Consider the following 16,824-nt stretch of genomic DNA (forward strand, 5'->3'; position numbering starts at 1 on the left):
GTAGTTACGCCCCGGCCGTCCGGAACACACGTGTGCCCACTGTCACGGCGAGCATGGCGAAGCCCAGGGCGACGAGCACCCCGTACACCATGTGATCCGTCGCATACGAGCCGACGTAGGCGTCCCGCACCGCGTCCACCAGATAGCGGAACGGCATGAAGTGCGAGAGCACGTCCAGCCAGGCCGGCGCCAGGGCCATGGGGAGCATCAGGCCCGACAGCAGCATCGACGGCATGGTCATGGCATTGACCAGCGGCCCGAACTCCTGCGGCGTGTGGACCTTCATCGCCGTGGCGTACGACAGCGAGCCCAGCGAAACCGTGAGCAGACCGACGAACGCGAAGCCGATCAGGACCCCGGCGAGAGGTGCGCGCAGCCCCATCGCCACCGCCGCCAGCACCAGCAGCACCGCCTGGAAGACGAAGACCGTGGCGTCGCGCAGAACGCGGCCGAGGAGCAGGGCCAGCCGGCTGACGGGGGTCACCCGCATCCGTTCCAGCACCCCCTGGCTCTTCTCGATGATGATCGAGAACCCCGCGAACGAGGCCCCGAACAACCCGAGTTGAAGCAGCAGCCCCGGCACCAGCACCTGCCAGGAACTGCCCCGCCCGCCCAGCGGCAGGCCTGTCAGCAGCGGGCCGAAGAAGAGGAGATAGAGCAGCGGCATCAGCAGGCCGAAGAGCAGCGCGAAGCGGGAGCGGAGGGACTGGCGGAGGTAGCGGCCGTAGATGAGGGCCGTGTCGTGAAGAAGCATCGGATTCCTATACGGCTACGGGGGCGGCGTCGGCCGGAGCGGGGCCCCGGCCGGTGATCGCGAGGAACGTGTCCTGGAGCGAGGCGTCGATCGAGCCGCCGTGCCGCAGTTTCAGCGCGCTCGGCGTGCCCTCCGCCACGACCACGCCCTTGTCGACGATCACCAGGCGGTCGGCGAGGGCGTCGGCCTCGTCCAGGTAGTGGGTGGTCAGGAAGACCGTCGTGCCGTGCTCGTCGCGCAGGCCGCGGATCAGGTCCCACAGGTCGGCGCGGCTGCCGGGGTCGAGACCGGTCGTCGGCTCGTCGAGGAACAGGACCTTCGGCCGGTGGGTGAGCGCCATCGCGATGTCGAGGCGGCGGCGCTGTCCGCCGGAGAGCGCGCCCGCCCTGCGGTCGAGGAGGTCGGCGAAGCCCAGGTCGCGGGCCAACTGCTCGGCCCGCGCGGCTGCTTGGTCCTTGGTCAGGCGGTACATGCGGCCCTGGGTGACGAGTTCCTCCCGTACGGAGACCTGAGGGTCGACGCCGCCCGACTGGGCCACGTATCCGCAGGCCCGCCGTACTCCCACCGGATCGGTCGTCAGATCGCAGCCGGCGACCGAGGCCGTGCCCCCGGTCGGTGCGAGCAGCGTCGTGAGCATCCGCAGGGTGGTGGTCTTCCCGGCGCCGTTCGGGCCCAGGAAGCCGAGGATCTCGCCCTCGCGGACGGTGAGGTCGATGCCGCGGACCGCCTCGACCGGGCCGCGTTTGGTCTGGAAGGTGCGGGCCAGTGCGGCCGCGCTGATGACTGGTGGCATGCCGTCCAGAAAAACAGAGTCCCTGAAATTTTGCAATGACTCCAAGTTTTCAGTGGACCCAGCGAAAGTTAGGATTCGGTCATGGCAGAGGGGCTCAGGGAGCGGAAGAAGCGGCAGACCCGGCAGTACATCTCGGACGTCGCCACGGGCCTGTTCGTGGAGCGGGGCTTCGACGCGGTGACCGTCGCGGAGATCGCCGACGCCGCGAACGTCTCCGTCAACACCGTCTACAACTACTTCCCGGCGAAGGAGGACCTCTTCTTCGACCGCTCCGCCGGGCTCGTCGAGCGGATGGGCCGCTGGGTGCGCGGCCGGAACAAGGGGGAGTCGGCCGCGGCGGCGGTGCTGCGGGAGTTGCGCGAGGAGGTCGAGGCGGTCTCGCCGCGCGTCGGGCTGATCCCCGGCTACGCCAGGTTCATGCGGGTCATCGAGGACGCGCCCGCGCTGCGCTCCCGGCTGTGGGCGATCGCGCAGGAGGTTCAGGCCAACCTCGAGGAGGTCCTGCGGGAGGAGGGCGGCGCCGATGCCGACGACCCGATGCCGCACCTGATCGCCGGTCAGCTCGGCTGGGTGCACAGCACCGTGATGGGCGTCATCGGCCGTGAGATGGTCAAGGGGAACAATCCGCGCGAAGTGTCACGAGAGGTACTCGTCCTCCTCGACGACATCGAGGACCTGTTGAGCGAGAAGGTGCTCAACTACGCCGTCCGAGGGGCCGAATGACCCGAGCCGGTGTGATGTCCGTCAGATGAGACGTGACGCGCATTACTTACCGGTCACACAGCACCTCACGAGCGCTAAGGTCCGCCGAAGAGGCAACGTAAACAGGGTGTAAGGCGTTTCAAAGGGGAGTCGTAACAGTGGCACGGAAGCTTGCCGTCATCGGCGCCGGCTTGATGGGTTCCGGGATCGCCCAGGTCTCCGCTCAGGCGGGCTGGGACGTCGTCCTTCGTGACGTCACCGACGAAGCGCTGAAGCGTGGCACCGACGGTATCAAGGCCTCGTACGACAAGTTCGTGAGCAAGGGGAAGCTGGAGGCGCACGACGCCGACGCCGCCCTCGGCCGCATCACCGCGACCACCGACCTGGACGCCGCCGCGGACGCGGACATCGTCGTCGAGGCGGTCTTCGAGAAGCTCGAGGTCAAGCACGAGATCTTCCGCACGCTCGACAAGATCGTGCGCGAGGACACCGTGCTCGCCTCCAACACCTCCGCGATCCCGATCACCAAGATCGCGGCGGCCACCGAGCGCCCCGAGCGCGTCGTCGGCGTCCACTTCTTCTCGCCGGTGCCGATGATGCAGCTCGTCGAGCTGGTCCGCGGGTACAAGACGAGCGACGAAACCCTCGCCACCGCGCGGGAGTTCGCCGAGTCCGTGGGCAAGACCTGCATCGTCGTCAACCGCGACGTCGCAGGCTTCGTGACGACCCGTCTCATCTCGGCGCTCGTCGTCGAGGCCACCAAGCTCTACGAGTCGGGCGTCGCGACCGCCGAGGACATCGACCTCGCCTGCAAGCTGGGCTTCGGCCACGCGATGGGCCCGCTGGCCACGGCGGACCTGACCGGCGTCGACATCCTGCTGCACGCCACCAGCAACATCTACACCGAGTCGCAGGACGAGAAGTTCGCGCCGCCGGAGCTGATGCGCCGGATGGTTGACGCCGGTGACATCGGACGCAAGAGCGGGCAGGGCTTCTACACGTACTGAAAGATCGGTACGTACAGTCACTGAAACCGCACAGTTCCCAGGGGTTTCACCCCCTCGGGTGAATTCGGTATCGGTTCGCTTACAGACGGCAACCTCGTTGCCGCTGAAGCAGTCAGACGTTGCACAGCCACCGTCACGGAGTACGCCACCGCACTCACGGGGAGCGCATATGCACATCAGGGGCGACCACGCCGAGCTGGTCGTCGGGGGCCGCCTCGACGTCCGCAGCGCGGCGGACGCCCGTACGGTCCTGCACTCGGCCGTCGACGACGGAGTCGGCGACCTGGTGCTCGACCTGTCCGAACTGGACTCCTGGGACGCCACCGGACTCGGGGTGATCATGGGCGTCCACCGGCGGGCCGGCCGCTGCGGCCGGCGCCTGGTGCTGCGCGACGTTCCGCCGCAGATGCAGCGCCTGCTGGTGGCCACCCGGCTGCACCGGATCCTGGCGATCGAGGGGGGCATCGGGGTGGAGTCACTGCCCCGCGTGTGACCACCGGCGCGGATGGGGCGGGGCAGTCGCACGTTCCGGTCGCGAAACACACGACGCGCGCAATCCTCATGAGACTGTGACGTCTCGGTCGGCGCGGTACCCCGGCCTGTCGTAGATACTGTGCGAAGGTTTAGGGTTCGGTCGCCCGCCACCCAGAACCACCCTCGAGCGGGCACCGGACCAGAAGCGACAGCGAAGTGTGCGGCAAGGCCGGGAGGGGCTGTATCGGCACACGAGCGCTTTTGGGGGGCTTGAACCTATGGACCCGAACAACCGGGGACCCGAGGAGTACGGCCATGACGGCGACGGCACAGCGCCGCGTCAGCGCCCGCCCAGGGATCCCCTCACACCCGACTTCGGTCAGCACTCGCCCGCGCTCGCGCGCACGGTGCAACTCGTCACGGGCGACTACCTGCTGACCGTCAACCCCGTCGACGGCAGCGAGATAGAGGCCTGCCCGCCGGGCGAACGCCCGAGGCGTCCCGAGAAGCTCACGGCCGCCGAGCGCGCCGAGACGGACCGCGCGGCCAAGCCGCCGGTCCCGCCCGGCCAGGCCCGGCCGTCGCTGCCGCTCCTGGAGCGCCAGGACGAGCGCGAGCGCCTGGTCCGGCTGCTGGCCCGCGGCCGTTCCGTGCGCCTCACCGGCCCAGCGGGCTCCGGCCGCACCGCCCTCCTCGACCTCGTCGCCGAGGACTGCGGGGACCTCGCCCCCGACGGTGTCGTCCGCCTCAGCGGCTTCCACCGCACCACCGACGACCTGCTCCACGACCTCTTCTACGCCGTCTACAACGCGCCCCTGCACCGCCCGGAACGGGACGAACTGCTCCAGTACGTCCGGGACATCGGCGCCGTCGTCGTCCTTGACGACATCGAGTTCGGCGGCGCCGGGCTGGACGAGCTGCTGGACGCGACGCCCGAGTGCGCCTTCGTGATCGGCGCGACGCCCGACGTGCCCGCGCCCTCCGCCGACTCCGCCATCGAGGAGGTCTTCCTCGGCGGCCTCGACCGCGCGGGCGGCGTGGACCTCATCGAGCGCGTCGTCGGCCGTGTCCTCACCGAGGAGGAGGCCAACTGGGCCGGCGACCTCTGGTTCGAGTCCGAGGGCCTGCCGCTGCGCTTCGTCCAGGCCGGCGCCCTGCTGCGCCAGCGCGACCAGCAGCGGGCCGGCACCGACGCGGTCGACGAGTTCGGCGTCTTCCAGGACGCGCTGCCCGTCGACGCGCCCTTCGACATGCCGTTCGGCGCCGAGGACGGCAACGACGTACCGCTGCCCTCGCTCGGCGAGGCCGCCGCGCCCGCGCCGCTGCTCGCCTCCCGGCTGAGCGCCTCGGCGCGCGCCACGCTGCGGTTCGCCGTCGCGCTCGGCGGCGAGGTGCCGCACCAGGCGCATCTGCCCGCGCTGGTCGGCGACACCCACGCGGACGCCGCCCTCGGTGAACTGGCCGCCTGCGGACTGGTCTCGCCGGTCGGCTCCCGCTACCGACTTGCGGCCGGGGTGCTCACCCAGCTGGAGGCCGCCGGGTACGGCGACGACATCGGGCCCCGGGCCCTGACCGCCGCCCAGCACTACGCCTGGTGGGCCGGACATCCGTCGGTCACCCCGGAGCGGGTGTGCGCGGAGGCCGACGCCCTGCTCGCCGCGCTCGGTCTCCTGGTGCCGGGCACGACCGCGCCGGCCGAGGGCGAGGAGAGCGTCACCGTGCAGCTGGCCCGCACGGCGGCGCCCGCGTTCGCCGCGGGGCTGCACTGGAGCGCCTGGGAGCGGGCCCTGCGATCCGGTTCCGAGGCCGCCCGGCTCGCCGGTGAGGTGTCGGAACAGGCCTATTTCCACCATGAGTTGGGCATCCTCGCGCTCTGCGGCGGACAGTTCGACCGGGCCCGTACCGAGCTGGAGACGTCCGTCGGCCTGCGGGGCGCGACCGCCGACAAGCGTGGGGGTGTGGCCGGCCGCCGCGCCCTCGCCCTGCTCGCCGACCGCACCGGCACCACGCCGGGGCTCGGCTCGACCGCGGGCGAGGAGGTGCCGGACGCGCGCTACGAGGAGTCGCAGTCGCCGCCGGGCGGTGTGCCCGCGGCCTTCCCGCCGCTCCAGCCGTCGTCCGGTGACACCGCCACCATCGTCGTGAACCGTGCCCCGTCCGGCCCGCCGCCCAAGGCGCACCGGGCCGGCATCCGCGGCCTCGCCCGGCGCAACCTCGTCGCGGCCGGCGCGGGCGCGCTGCTCGTGGCCGTGCTCGGCACGGTGGTGACGCTCGGCGCGACGTCCAACAACGACGCCAACAACCCGTCCGACAATGTGGGCGTCAACCCGTCCGCCAGCCAGGGCGCCGACGACGGCAGCCTGGGCGCCGACAAGCCGAAGAGCGACAACGGCAAGGGCGACACGGGCACCGCGACCAGCCGCCCGACCGACCCGGGCCCCGACGGCACGTACGGCACCTCCGACGACCCGACCCCGCCGTCCTCCGGTACGGGCGAGCCGTCGGACGACCCGAGCGGCACCAAGGGCACGGGCGGCGGTTCGACCAGCTCGCCCACGAAGTCGCCGACGACGAAGCCGCCGTCGACGAGTCCTACGACGAAGCCGCCGACGACGCCTCCGACGTCCTCGTCCCCGACGCCGACTCCGACGCCGACGGAGACCACGCCGACCGACCCGCCGTCGACGACCCCGTCGACCTCGGACTCGGCGAGCGCGCCGATCACGTCCTCCGCCCCGGTCACCAGCGCCCCGGCGAGCACTTCGGCGAGCGCGCCGGACAGCAGCAGCTCCAGCGCGGTGATGTGAGGCCGAGCGCACACAAGAGGGCCGGGTCCGTCGAACGGACCCGGCCCTCTTCGTCGTAGAACCGCCTGTACTGCCGCTCAGAACAGCCGCAGCTTGTCGTCCTCGATGCCGCGCAGGGCGTCGTAGTCCAGCACGGTGCAGCCGATGCCGCGGTCCGTGGCGAGGACGCGGGCCTGGGGCTTGATCTCCTGGGCCGCGAAGATGCCGCGGACCGGGGCGAGATGGGGGTCGCGGTTCAACAGCTCCAGGTAGCGGGTGAGCTGCTCCACGCCGTCGATCTCACCGCGCCTCTTGATCTCGATCGCGACCGTCTGTCCTTCGGCGTCACGGCAGAGGATGTCGACGGGGCCGATGGCGGTCATGTACTCGCGGCGGATGAGTGTGTAGCCGTCGCCGAGGGTCTCGATGCGGTCGGCGAGGAGCTCCTGAAGGTGTGCTTCCACGCCGTCCTTGATCAGGCCCGGATCCACGCCGAGTTCGTGCGAGGAATCGTGGAGGACCTCCTCCATCGTGATGATCAGCTTCTCGCCCGCCTTGTTGACGACGGTCCAGACGCCTTCCTCCTCGCCGGCACCCTCCTTCAGTGTGCAGGGCGGGGACATCCAGTTCAGGGGCTTGTAGGCGCGGTCGTCCGCGTGGATCGACACACTCCCGTCCGCCTTCACCAGGATCAGGCGGGGCGCCGAGGGGAGATGGGCGGTGAGCCGGCCCGCGTAGTCGACGGAGCATCGGGCAATGACGAGACGCATGGTCGGCAACGCTACTCGACGGGTGTGGGTGCACGCGATTCGCCCCAGAAAACCCGGGTCAACCCTTGTTCATTTGTGGCCGATTGTGTGCCCAAAGAGGGCCCCTCATGTACGCATTCTCCTGGTGCCGTCACCGTCCGTTGCTTACCGTAGTAAACGGGAGGTCGCGAGACGTGTACACACCGTATCCGGTTCGCGAACTCCCTTATCTGTCCGGCAACCCCTGTCGACCACGGGGGTGCGAGAGGAGTACCCATGTCGCTCGACGTCTCACCGGCCCTACTCGAAAAGGCCGAGCGAGGCGAGGTCGACGAAGCAGAATTCGTCGACTGCGTCCGGACCTCCCTGCCCTACGCATGGGAGATGATCAGCTCCCTGGTGGCTCAGCTGAAGGTCGACGGCGGAGCGTTCGCCGACAACCAGACGCCCCCGCCGGACGAGCAGGCACGCGGTCAGCTGCTGCGTGCGCTCGCGAGTGACGCGATACGCGGCGCGCTGCAAAGGCACTTCGGCGTACGGCTGGCCTTCCAGAACTGCCACCGGGTGGCGGTGTTCCCGCTGGACGCCTCGGTCGACGAGACGCTGGCCCGCTTCACCTCGGTCCGCAGTCAGCTGCTCAACCAGTCCCCGGAGTTCCGGGACTGCTGAGCGGCACGCCGCTTGCTTGCCGCTCCGTACGCGGGAGGTGTTTGAGTACTGGGGCGGCAAGCTCCGTGCCGGACAGGGCAGTTGAGGTTCGGTCTCCTTTTCAGGCGAGGTGCGGGAGCACTTCGGCGCCCAGGCGCCGTACGTTCTCCTCGGTGGCCGCCAGGTCTCCCGAGCCCTCCACCAGCAGGGCGAAGCGGGAGATGCCGGTGCGCTCGCTGGTCGCCGCGAGCCGGTCGGCGCACAGCCGCGGGGTGCCCACCGGGTGCAGCCCGCAGAGCAGTTCGGTGTACGCCAGCGGGTCGCGCATCTGCCGGGTCCGGCCGTCCACGGTGACATGCGCGTCGAGCCCCTGCCTCAGCCAGCCCGGCATCGCCTTCGTCAGCGCCTCCACCGCGTCCGTACGCCGGTCCGCGATCTGGCAGACTCCGGCCGAGACATGACCCGCCTGGAGCACCTGCTCCGACGGATGCCCGGCCGCGCGCGCCGACTGCCGCCACAGGGCGACCATCTCGGCCTTCTCCTCGTCCCCGACATGCATCCCGAGGAGCATCGGCAGCCCGCGCTCGGCGGCCGTCCGCACACTCGACGGCGAGGTGCACGCGACGACGACCTCGGGACCCGGCGCCTCCGACAGGGACTCCGACGGCCTTGGTACGACGGGGACTTCACGGAAGGCGAAGCGCTCGCCCGCGGCCGCGACCGACGGCTCGCGCAGCCAGCGCAGCAGCAGATCGAGCGATTCCGGGAACCCCTCCTCGTACGCCTTGATGCCCGAGCCGAACACCTCCAGGTCGACCCACGGCCCGCCGCGCCCCACGCCGAGCGAGAAGCGCCCGCCGGACGTGATGTGCAGCAGCGCGGCCTGCTCGCCTACCGAGACCGGGTGGGCGGTGGGCAGCACGGTGACCGCCGTGCCGACCCTCAGGCGCTGGGTGCGGCCGAGCAGTAAGGCCGCGAGGGTGATCGCCGACGGGCATGTTCCGTACGGCACGAAGTGGTGCTCGGCCAGCCAGACCGAGTCCAGGCCGGCCTCCTCGGCGATTTCGGCCGAGCGGACCGCGCGGTGCAGCGCCTCCCCCTGGCCCTGCCCCGGGAACTGGGCCGCCAACACGAAACTTCCTACGCGCATGTGCTTTTCCTGCTTCCTTGGCTCCGACGCGGAGCTCCCCCACCCGGCATAACCGTCTGACACGTGCCGAGGACACGGCCTGGCGAAGAGATTTGCGGATTGTCTGCAGAATGGGCGGTCGCGGCGGGGCCGGCGACGGCCGGTGCTCTACGCGTACCCCCGTCCGCGCCCCGTAGGCTGGACACGATCCGTGCTTCCTGTATAGCCCCGTGAGGTGTCCTGTGTCCCCGCGTCGCAACCGACCCAAGGGAGCTGATCCGTCGGGCTCGTCCGGCCGGAGCGCCGAGGACGACCGGCCGGGCCGCTACGGCGGCTGGCAGTCCACCGAGAACTGGCAGGGCGAGGACTGGAACGTCCGGCACGTCGCGGGTGCGAGCGCGCAGGGCAAGACGTACCGCTGCCCGGGCTGCGACCAGATGATCCCCTCCGGTGTGCCGCACGTCGTGGCCTGGCCGGAGCACTCGGGCGTCGACGACCGCCGGCACTGGCACAAGGCGTGCTGGAACGCGAAGGACCGCCGCACCACGAGGGTGCAGCGGTCCCGGAACGCGCCGAAGTTCTGAGGCCCGGTTACACGTCGCGCTGCTGCAGCAGGGCGACCGCGCCGGCGAACACGGCGGCCGTGACGCCGATGGCGATCCACAGCGGGTCCCAGCCCGTCGGGCCGGAGTCGCTGAGGGAGTTGGAGTAGAAGACGCTGAGCTGGTTCGGGATCGAGTACTCGAACAGGGCCTGGCGCACGCCCTCCAGCGCCTCCGAGAACATGAACAGCGCGATCACCAGCGGGGCCAGCACGACGCCGATCATGATGGTGATCGCGCCCGCCGAGTGCCGGATGATCGAGCCGATGACGAGCGAGAGCAGTCCGAGCAGCGCGATGTAGAGCGAGATGCCGACCGTGCCCTTGAGCCACTCACTGCCGGACGGGTCCCTGGCGGTGTCCAGCATGGCCACGTCCGCGAGGGCCACGAGGAGCACCGACACGAACGTGACGGTGAACGCCACCGCGAAGAACACGATCGCCTTCGCCGTCAGCACGCGGGCCCGGGACGGGCAGGCGGTCATCGTGGTGCGGATCATGCCGGTGCCGTACTCGGAGGCGGTGGTCAGCACGCCGAGCGTGATGATGCAGATGCTGCCGAGGAGCAGCCCGAACACACCGAAGGACAGCGGGTTCTCGCCCGCCAGGCCCGCGTCGGACTCGTTGGCGGCGATCAGCGCGGCGGTCAGCAGCCCGATGCCGATGACGAGGAGCACGAACACGCCGAGCGTCCACATCGTGGAGCGCACCGACCTGATCTTCGTCCACTCCGAGGCGATCGCGTGCCCGAGGTGCGTGCGTACGACGGGGATCGGCGAGGTGTAGCCGGCCTGTGGCGAACCGGGCGCCGCCGCCTGCCAGTTGGGGGCGGCGGCCTGCGGCATCGGGGGCTGGGGCGTGCTCATCGGGCGTCCTCGGGCTTGGTCAGGTCGGCGGGGGCGGCGGAGGCGGGCGGCTGCGCGGACGCGGCAGGCGCGGCGGGCTGGGCCGGAGGCGGTCCCTGGGGCGCCTGGGGCGCCGACCCGGCGTACGGGTTGGGCTCACCCGCGCCGGGGGCGCCCGGAGCGCCGTACGGGCCCGCCGGGGGCTGCACGGCGCCGCCGTAGGGACCCGGCTGCGCCTGCGGCATCGCGAAGGGCTGGCCGCCCTGCTGGGGCGGCGGCGGGGCGTACCAGCCCGGCTGGCCCTGACCGGGCACCGGCATCGGGGGCTGGGCACCGGGCGGAAGCGGCTGCATGAGCCCTTCCTTCTGGTCGATGGTCGAGCGGTAGTCGACGGCACCCTGCGTCATCCGCATGTACGCCTCCTCCAGCGAGGCCTGGTGCGGAGACAGCTCCCACAGGCGTACGTCGGAGTCGTGCGCGATGTCGCTGATGCGGGGGAGGGGCAGTCCCGTGACGCGCAGGGCGCCGTCCTGCTCGGGCAGCACGTGCCCGCCGGCCTCGGTCAGCGCGGACGTCAGCTTCTCGCGCAGCTGCGGCTCCGTGTCGGGCGTACGGACGCGTGCGAAGTCGGCGGAGTTCGCCGAGATGAAGTCCTTCACGCTCATGTCGGCGAGGAGCTGTCCGCGACCGATGACGATGAGGTGGTCGGCGGTCAGGGCCATCTCGCTCATCAGGTGCGAGGAGACGAAGACCGTACGGCCCTCCGCGGCGAGCGCCTTCATCAGGTTGCGGACCCAGAGGATGCCCTCGGGGTCGAGGCCGTTGACCGGCTCGTCGAACAGCAGCACCTGGGGGTCACCGAGGAGCGCGGCGGCGATGCCCAGGCGCTGGCCCATGCCGAGGGAGAAGCCCTTGGAGCGCTTCCTGGCCACTTCCTGCAGTCCGACCACGCCCAGCACCTCGTCGACCCGGCGGGCCGGGATGCCGGACAGCTGCGCCAGGCACAGCAGGTGGCTGCGGGCCGAGCGGCCGCCGTGCACGGCCTTGGCGTCGAGCAGTGCGCCCACCTGGCGGGGGGCGTTCGGCAGCTTGGGGTAGGGGTAGCCACCGATCGTCACATGACCCGCGGTGGGGTTGTCCAGGCCGAGGATCATCCGCATCGTCGTCGACTTGCCGGAGCCGTTGGGTCCGAGGAAGCCGGTGACGGCACCGGGCCGCACCTGGAAGGAAAGGTTGTAGACGGCGGTCTTGTCGCCGTAGCGCTTGGTCAGGCCGACAGCCTCGATCATGCTCCGCACCCATCGAAAGGTCAGGACAGCAGGGCACACGCCCCCGTAAGGGTTAGGAGGGTATCGAAGCGCTGACGGTTCCGCTCAAGAGCAGGTAAAAGGTCTGCCCCCGCTCATGCATCCCGCTTCTTCAGCAACACGTACCCCCCGAGCAGCGCGGCGAGTGCCCACAGCACCATGATGCCGAGGCCGCCCCAGGGGCCGTACGGGGTGTCGTCGTCGATGCGCGGGACCACCTGCATGATCTTGCTGCCGGCCTGGTCGGGCAGGAACCGGCCGATCTTCTTCGTCGCGTCGACGTTGCCGAGGATGTTGGAGATCAGGAAGAAGAACGGCATCAGGATGCCCAGCGACAGCATCGGCGAGCGAAGCATCGCGGCGACGCCCATCGAGAACACCGCGATGAGGGTCATGTAGATGCCGCCGCCGATCACGGCGCGCAGCACGTGCTGGTCGCCGATCGACGCCCGGTGCGAGCCGAGCATCGCCTGCCCGAGGAAGAAGGCGACGAAGCTCGTGGCCATGCCGACGACCAGCGCGAGGCCGGTCGCGACGGCGATCTTGCTGAACAGGAAGGTGCCGCGCTGCGGCACGGCGGCCAGCGAGGTGCGGATCATGCCGGTGCTGTACTCGTTGGACACCACCAGCACTCCGAACACGATCATCGCCAGCTGCCCGAGGCTCATGCCCGCGAAGCTGATGAACGTCGGGTCGAAGGAGAGCCGGTCCTTGGCGCTCATGTTGTCGAACTCGTGCCGCGACAGCGCCGAGATCAGCATGCCGAGGGCGATCGTGACGACCACGGCGAGCGAGAGCGTCCACACCGTCGAGGCCACCGACCGGATCTTGGTCCACTCGGACCGTACGACCTGGATCGCCGCCATGCTCAGCTCCTGTTCCAGTCGTCGCCCCACTGCGGCCGCACGGGGGGCGGGTCGTGGGGTGTGTCGGAGTGCGCGTGGTACTCCACCGACTCCGCGGTCAGCTGCATGAACGCCTCCTCCAGGGAGGCCTGTTGGGGGCTCAGCTCGTGCAGCACGATCTGGTGCAGCGCGGCCAGCTCGCCGATGTGCTCGGCCTTGCCGCCGTCCACCTCCAGCGTCCCGCTGCCGGACTCGACGACGGTGACCCCGGCCTCGTGCAGCACGTCGAGCAGCCGCTCGCGCTGCGGGGTGCGGACACGGACGTAGGACCGCGAGTTCTGCTCGATGAAGCCGGACATCGAGGTGTCCGCGAGGAGCCGGCCCTGGCCGATGACGACCAGGTGGTCGGCGGTCAGCGCCATCTCGCTCATCAGATGGGAGGAGACGAAGACCGTACGGCCCTGGGCGGCGAGCGCCTTCATCAGGTTGCGGATCCAGTGGATGCCCTCCGGGTCGAGGCCGTTGACCGGCTCGTCGAACATCAGGATCCGCGGGTCGCCGAGCAGCGCGCCCGCGATGCCGAGCCGCTGTCCCATGCCGAGCGAGAACCCCTTGGCCTTCTTCTTCGCGACCGCCGTGAGTCCCACGGTGTCGAGGACCTCGGCCACCCTGCTCTTCGGGATGCCGTTGCTCTGCGCCAGACAGAGCAGGTGGTTGAAGGCGCTGCGGCCGCCGTGCATGGCCTTGGCGTCCAGCAGGGCGCCGATGTACTTCAGGGGGTCCTTGAGATGGTCGTAGTGCTTGCCGTCGATGCGGACGTCGCCCGCGGTGGGGCGGTCGAGCCCGAGCATCATCCGCATCGTCGTCGACTTGCCGGCGCCGTTCGGCCCGAGGAAGCCGGTGACGATGCCGGGTCTGACGGCGAAGGTGAGGTTGTTGACCGCCACCTTTTCGCCGTACCGCTTGGTCAGCCCCTCGAGCTCGATCATGCGGCCACGCTAAGACGGGCGTACGGGCGCTGCCACTTGAGCGGGCTCGGGCCGGCGCGCCGGGAGCAGCAGGGCGACGCCGGCCGCGAGGAGGGTGAAGAGGGCGGTCCAGAGGAAGGTGTGGGCGAAGGCGGTGTTCGTCGCGCCGCCGCGCTGGACGAGGACCGCCAGGATCGCGGTGCCGAAGGAGCCGCCGAGCTGCTGCACGATCCGGGTCGTGGAGCTGGCGTGCGGGATGCGCTCGGGGGCCAGGCCCTGGAAGGCACCGACCAGCAGGGCGAGGTTGGCCGCGCTCATGCCGAAGCCGCGGATCAGGAGGGCGGCTGCGAGGAGGAGGCCGTTCCGGGCGTCGAGGGCGAAGGGCAGCGTGCCGAGGGCGGTCAGGAGCAGGCCCGCCACCGCGACGGGGCGGGGACCGAGGCGGTCGGTGAGGCCGCCCGTCGCCCGGGCCAGCAGTGCGCCGACGCCCTGCGGGACGAGCAGCAGCCCGGCGGCGATCACGCTCTCGTGGCGCACCTGCTGGTAGTACAGCGGCAGCAGGAACATCCCGCCGAACAGCGTCAGCCCGCCCGTGAAGGTCAGCGCCGAGGCCGCCGAGAACGACCGCACCCGGAACAGCCGCAGGTCGACGAGGGGTTGGGCGCTGTGCAGGGCGTGGCGGGCGAAGGCGGCGACCAGGACCGCCCCGGCGCACAGCGGCACCAGTACGCGCGCGTGCCCGAAGCCGCCCTGGTCGCCGACCTGGGAGAGGCCGTAGACCAGCGCGGCGAGCCCGGGGGAGACCAGGGCGAGGCCGGTCAGGTCGAGGCGGGCGCCGGCCCTGCCCGCGTCCCTCGGCACGCCCCGCCATGCGAGCGCGACGGCGAGCAGACAGATCGGCAGGTTGACGTAGAAGATCCAGCGCCAGCTGAGGTGACCGACCATCAGGCCGCCGAGGACGGGGCCGAGGATCGGGCCGACGAGGGCGGGCAGTGATACGACGGCCATGAGGCGGCCGAGTCGTTGTCCCCCGGCGGCCCTCAGGATCAGGGTCTGCAGCACCGGCAGCATCAGCCCGCCGCCCACGCCCTGCACCACCCGGAAGACGATCAGCGGCCCGATGTTCCAGGACACCCCGCACAGCAGTGATCCGGCGAGGAACAGCGTCAGCGCGGCCAGCCAGACCTGTCGGCCCCCGAACCGCTCGGCGGCCCACCCGCTCACCGGCACGACCATGGCGAGGGCCAGCAGATAGGCCGTACTCACCCACTGCACGGTCGCCGTCGAGGCGTGCAGGTCGTGGCCGAGGGTGTGGATCGCGATCGACACGATGGTGCTGTCCAGGAGTGGCGCGAGGGCGCCGAGGACGAGGATTCCGGCCAGTTTGAGGACGGCCGGGTCGAGGCGTTCTTCGGGCATACGGGTCCCCCATGAAGTCATTAAGAGACGTCTCGTCTCTTACGTCGACGATAGGCTGACCCCGGTTGGAGACGCAAGGTCTCTTAAAGGGGAGGTGGGTCAGTGCCCGCGGAGACCACCCGGCGGCGCGGTGCCGCCCTGGAGGCCGACCTCCTGGACGCGGCCTGGGAAGAGCTCAAGGCCGTCGGCTACGCGAAGTTGACGATGGAGGGCGTCGCGGCCCGGGCGCGCACGGGCAAGCAGGTCCTCTACCGGCGCTGGGGCAACCGGGCGCAAATGGTGGTCGCGGCCCTGCGCCGGCGTCAGGGCGGATCCATGGCGGACCGGGTCCCGGACACCGGATCGCTGCGCGAGGACGTCCTGGCCGTCCTGCGGATGATGGCCGAGCGGCAGCGCGACATCGGTCAGGACGTCGTGCACGGGGTGCTGGCGGAGATCGGCGAACAGCGGGCCGAGGTCTTCGAGATCATGCGTGACGTGATGACGACGCTGCTCGAACGGGCCGCCGACCGGGGCGAGATCCCCACGGCCGACATCTCGCCGCGGATCATGACCCTGCCCACGGACCTGGTGCGCAACGAGATCGTGATGCGCAGCGAGCCGCTGACGGAGGCCACCTTGGTGGAGATCGTCGACGACGTCTTTCTCCCCCTGGTCAGGTAGCCGGGCACGCCGAAGGCCCGCACCTTCGGGGGAGACGGTGCGGGCCCTGGGTCGTGCTACTGGTTACCGGGACTGCTGAGCCGGAACCCCACGGGAGATGGGCTCGTCCTCGGCCGGCGAACCGGCGGCGGCCACCGCGGCGCCCGTGAGCGTCGCGAGCATCTCGCGGACGTTCGTCAGCTGGGCGTTGATGCTGTCGCGGCGGTTGGTGAGGGCGGCCAGCTCGCGCTCGGATTCCGAACGGATCCGGTCGGCCTTGGCGTTGGCGTCGGCCACGATGTCCTCGGCCTGGCGCTGCGCGGTCTCCACCGTCTGGCGGGCGCGGCGCTCGGCGTCGGTGCGCAGCTTCTCGGCCTCCAGGCGCAGCTGCTCCGCGCGGTGCTCGATCTCCGCGAGGCGCTTCTCGGCCTTGGCCTGACGGGACGCCAGGTCGCGCTCGGACTGCTCGCGGCGCTTGGCGAGGTTCGTCTCGAAGTCGGCGGCGGCCTGCGCGGCCTTGGCGCGGGTCTCCTCGAAGAGGGCGTCGGCCTCCTCGCGCTTCGACTGAGCGTCCTTCTGGGCTTCGGAACGCAGCTGCGAGGCGTCGCTCTTGGCCTTCTCGACGATCCGGACGCCTTCGTCCTCGGCCTTGGCCTTGCGCTCCGCCGCGAACGATTCTGCGTCGTTGCGGACCTGCTGGGCCGCCGACTCCGCAAGCTCGCGGTGCTGCTCGGCCGCGCGTCGGGCCTCCTCGCGCAGATCCTTGGCCTCTTCCTCGGCGAGGCGGAGGATCTTCTCGACGCGCGCGCCGAGGCCGGCGTACGACGGCTCCGCGTCGCTTACCTGCGCCTGGGCGTTCTGCGTCTCGAGGTGGAGCTCCTCGATGCGCTTTTCCAGAGCGGTGATGCGGGCGAGAGCGCTGTCACGGTCGGAGACGAGCTTGGAGATCCGTTCGTCCACCTGAGCGCGGTCGTACCCACGCCGCACAAGCTCGAAGCCGTAGGGGGAAGTGTCGCTCATGGGGTTCCTGTCAAATGAGACCGGTGAGGTGATAGGGGGAATCCTAGGGGCCGAAGCGGTGTGTCATCGAGCGGATACGTGTTTGATCTGGAGAATGACACCCCTTTTGAGTGGCTAACCCTGGGACCACTTGCC

The 16,824-nt window shown here is 70.5% G+C and carries 17 protein-coding genes; 7 read left to right on the forward strand and 10 right to left on the reverse strand.

All coding sequences use genetic code 11. From position 1 onward, the window contains the following. Nucleotides 1–4: 4 nt before the first annotated feature. Together ACFY1L_RS40025 and ACFY1L_RS40030 are read right to left on the reverse strand one after the other, a co-directional pair. On the reverse strand, nucleotides 5–754 hold the full coding sequence (locus tag ACFY1L_RS40025) for an ABC transporter permease (protein ID WP_388836122.1): 750 nt from the start codon (nucleotides 752–754) through the stop codon (nucleotides 5–7). Nucleotides 755–761: 7 nt separating this feature from the next. Continuing rightward, a complete protein-coding gene (locus ACFY1L_RS40030; protein ID WP_388836125.1) occupies nucleotides 762–1,547 on the reverse strand; it encodes an ABC transporter ATP-binding protein in 786 nt (261 codons plus the stop codon). An 81-nt stretch (nucleotides 1,548–1,628) separates the two neighbouring features. On the opposite strand from ACFY1L_RS40030, the gene ACFY1L_RS40035 reads away from it, so the two are divergent. From ACFY1L_RS40035 to ACFY1L_RS40050, 4 genes are all read left to right on the forward strand, one after another. Then, nucleotides 1,629–2,270, forward strand: coding sequence for a TetR/AcrR family transcriptional regulator (locus ACFY1L_RS40035; protein WP_388836128.1), 642 nt, complete (start codon nucleotides 1,629–1,631; stop codon nucleotides 2,268–2,270). A gap of 137 nt (nucleotides 2,271–2,407) precedes the next feature. Beyond that, nucleotides 2,408–3,256, forward strand: a complete 849-nt coding sequence (locus ACFY1L_RS40040; protein ID WP_388836131.1) for a 3-hydroxyacyl-CoA dehydrogenase family protein — start codon at nucleotides 2,408–2,410, stop codon at nucleotides 3,254–3,256. A gap of 169 nt (nucleotides 3,257–3,425) precedes the next feature. Next, nucleotides 3,426–3,749 carry an STAS domain-containing protein gene (locus ACFY1L_RS40045; RefSeq protein WP_123997713.1) on the forward strand — a complete coding sequence of 108 codons (324 nt, stop codon included), beginning with the start codon at nucleotides 3,426–3,428 and terminating at the stop codon, nucleotides 3,747–3,749. 259 nt (nucleotides 3,750–4,008) lie between these two features. Then, nucleotides 4,009–6,537 (forward strand): ATP-binding protein, encoded by a 2,529-nt coding sequence (locus ACFY1L_RS40050; RefSeq protein WP_388836135.1) that lies wholly within the window; start codon nucleotides 4,009–4,011, stop codon nucleotides 6,535–6,537. Between the two features lie 77 nt (nucleotides 6,538–6,614). Here ACFY1L_RS40050 and nucS read toward each other — a convergent pair whose 3' ends face one another. Further along, nucleotides 6,615–7,286, reverse strand: a complete 672-nt coding sequence (gene nucS / locus ACFY1L_RS40055; protein WP_388836138.1) for an endonuclease NucS — start codon at nucleotides 7,284–7,286, stop codon at nucleotides 6,615–6,617. Nucleotides 7,287–7,541: 255 nt separating this feature from the next. Here nucS and ACFY1L_RS40060 point away from each other — a divergent pair, with 255 nt between their 5' ends. Then, nucleotides 7,542–7,934 (forward strand): SCO5389 family protein, encoded by a 393-nt coding sequence (locus ACFY1L_RS40060; protein WP_059192310.1) that lies wholly within the window; start codon nucleotides 7,542–7,544, stop codon nucleotides 7,932–7,934. 100 nt (nucleotides 7,935–8,034) lie between these two features. Here ACFY1L_RS40060 and ACFY1L_RS40065 read toward each other — a convergent pair whose 3' ends face one another. Continuing rightward, on the reverse strand, nucleotides 8,035–9,063 hold the full coding sequence (locus ACFY1L_RS40065) for an LLM class flavin-dependent oxidoreductase (RefSeq protein ID WP_388836141.1): 1,029 nt from the start codon (nucleotides 9,061–9,063) through the stop codon (nucleotides 8,035–8,037). A gap of 221 nt (nucleotides 9,064–9,284) precedes the next feature. Here ACFY1L_RS40065 and ACFY1L_RS40070 point away from each other — a divergent pair, with 221 nt between their 5' ends. Next, a complete protein-coding gene (locus ACFY1L_RS40070) occupies nucleotides 9,285–9,626 on the forward strand; it encodes an ATP/GTP-binding protein (protein ID WP_388836144.1) in 342 nt (113 codons plus the stop codon). A gap of 7 nt (nucleotides 9,627–9,633) precedes the next feature. Here ACFY1L_RS40070 and ACFY1L_RS40075 read toward each other — a convergent pair whose 3' ends face one another. From ACFY1L_RS40075 to ACFY1L_RS40095, 5 genes are all read right to left on the reverse strand, one after another. Continuing rightward, entirely contained in the window at nucleotides 9,634–10,509 is an 876-nt protein-coding gene (locus tag ACFY1L_RS40075) for an ABC transporter permease (protein ID WP_388836147.1), read from the reverse strand. After that, complete coding sequence (locus tag ACFY1L_RS40080) at nucleotides 10,506–11,777, reverse strand: ABC transporter ATP-binding protein (RefSeq protein WP_388836150.1); 1,272 nt, start codon at nucleotides 11,775–11,777, stop codon at nucleotides 10,506–10,508. The genes ACFY1L_RS40075 and ACFY1L_RS40080 overlap by 4 nt, the downstream gene beginning before the upstream one ends. A 113-nt stretch (nucleotides 11,778–11,890) precedes the next feature. Further along, nucleotides 11,891–12,661 (reverse strand): ABC transporter permease, encoded by a 771-nt coding sequence (locus ACFY1L_RS40085; RefSeq protein ID WP_388836152.1) that lies wholly within the window; start codon nucleotides 12,659–12,661, stop codon nucleotides 11,891–11,893. Nucleotides 12,662–12,663: 2 nt separating this feature from the next. Continuing rightward, a complete protein-coding gene (locus tag ACFY1L_RS40090; RefSeq protein ID WP_388836155.1) occupies nucleotides 12,664–13,629 on the reverse strand; it encodes an ABC transporter ATP-binding protein in 966 nt (321 codons plus the stop codon). 9 nt (nucleotides 13,630–13,638) lie between these two features. Then, nucleotides 13,639–15,027, reverse strand: coding sequence for a DHA2 family efflux MFS transporter permease subunit (locus tag ACFY1L_RS40095; RefSeq protein WP_388836158.1), 1,389 nt, complete (start codon nucleotides 15,025–15,027; stop codon nucleotides 13,639–13,641). Between the two features lie 102 nt (nucleotides 15,028–15,129). On the opposite strand from ACFY1L_RS40095, the gene ACFY1L_RS40100 reads away from it, so the two are divergent. Further along, on the forward strand, nucleotides 15,130–15,690 hold the full coding sequence (locus ACFY1L_RS40100) for a TetR/AcrR family transcriptional regulator (protein WP_388836161.1): 561 nt from the start codon (nucleotides 15,130–15,132) through the stop codon (nucleotides 15,688–15,690). Between the two features lie 63 nt (nucleotides 15,691–15,753). Here ACFY1L_RS40100 and ACFY1L_RS40105 read toward each other — a convergent pair whose 3' ends face one another. Next, nucleotides 15,754–16,689, reverse strand: coding sequence for a cellulose-binding protein (locus ACFY1L_RS40105; RefSeq protein ID WP_361264817.1), 936 nt, complete (start codon nucleotides 16,687–16,689; stop codon nucleotides 15,754–15,756). Between the last annotated feature and the right edge of the window lie 135 nt (nucleotides 16,690–16,824).

The organism is Streptomyces sp. NPDC001663, from assembly GCF_042893105.1.
In the GTDB taxonomy this organism is placed as follows: domain Bacteria; phylum Actinomycetota; class Actinomycetes; order Streptomycetales; family Streptomycetaceae; genus Streptomyces.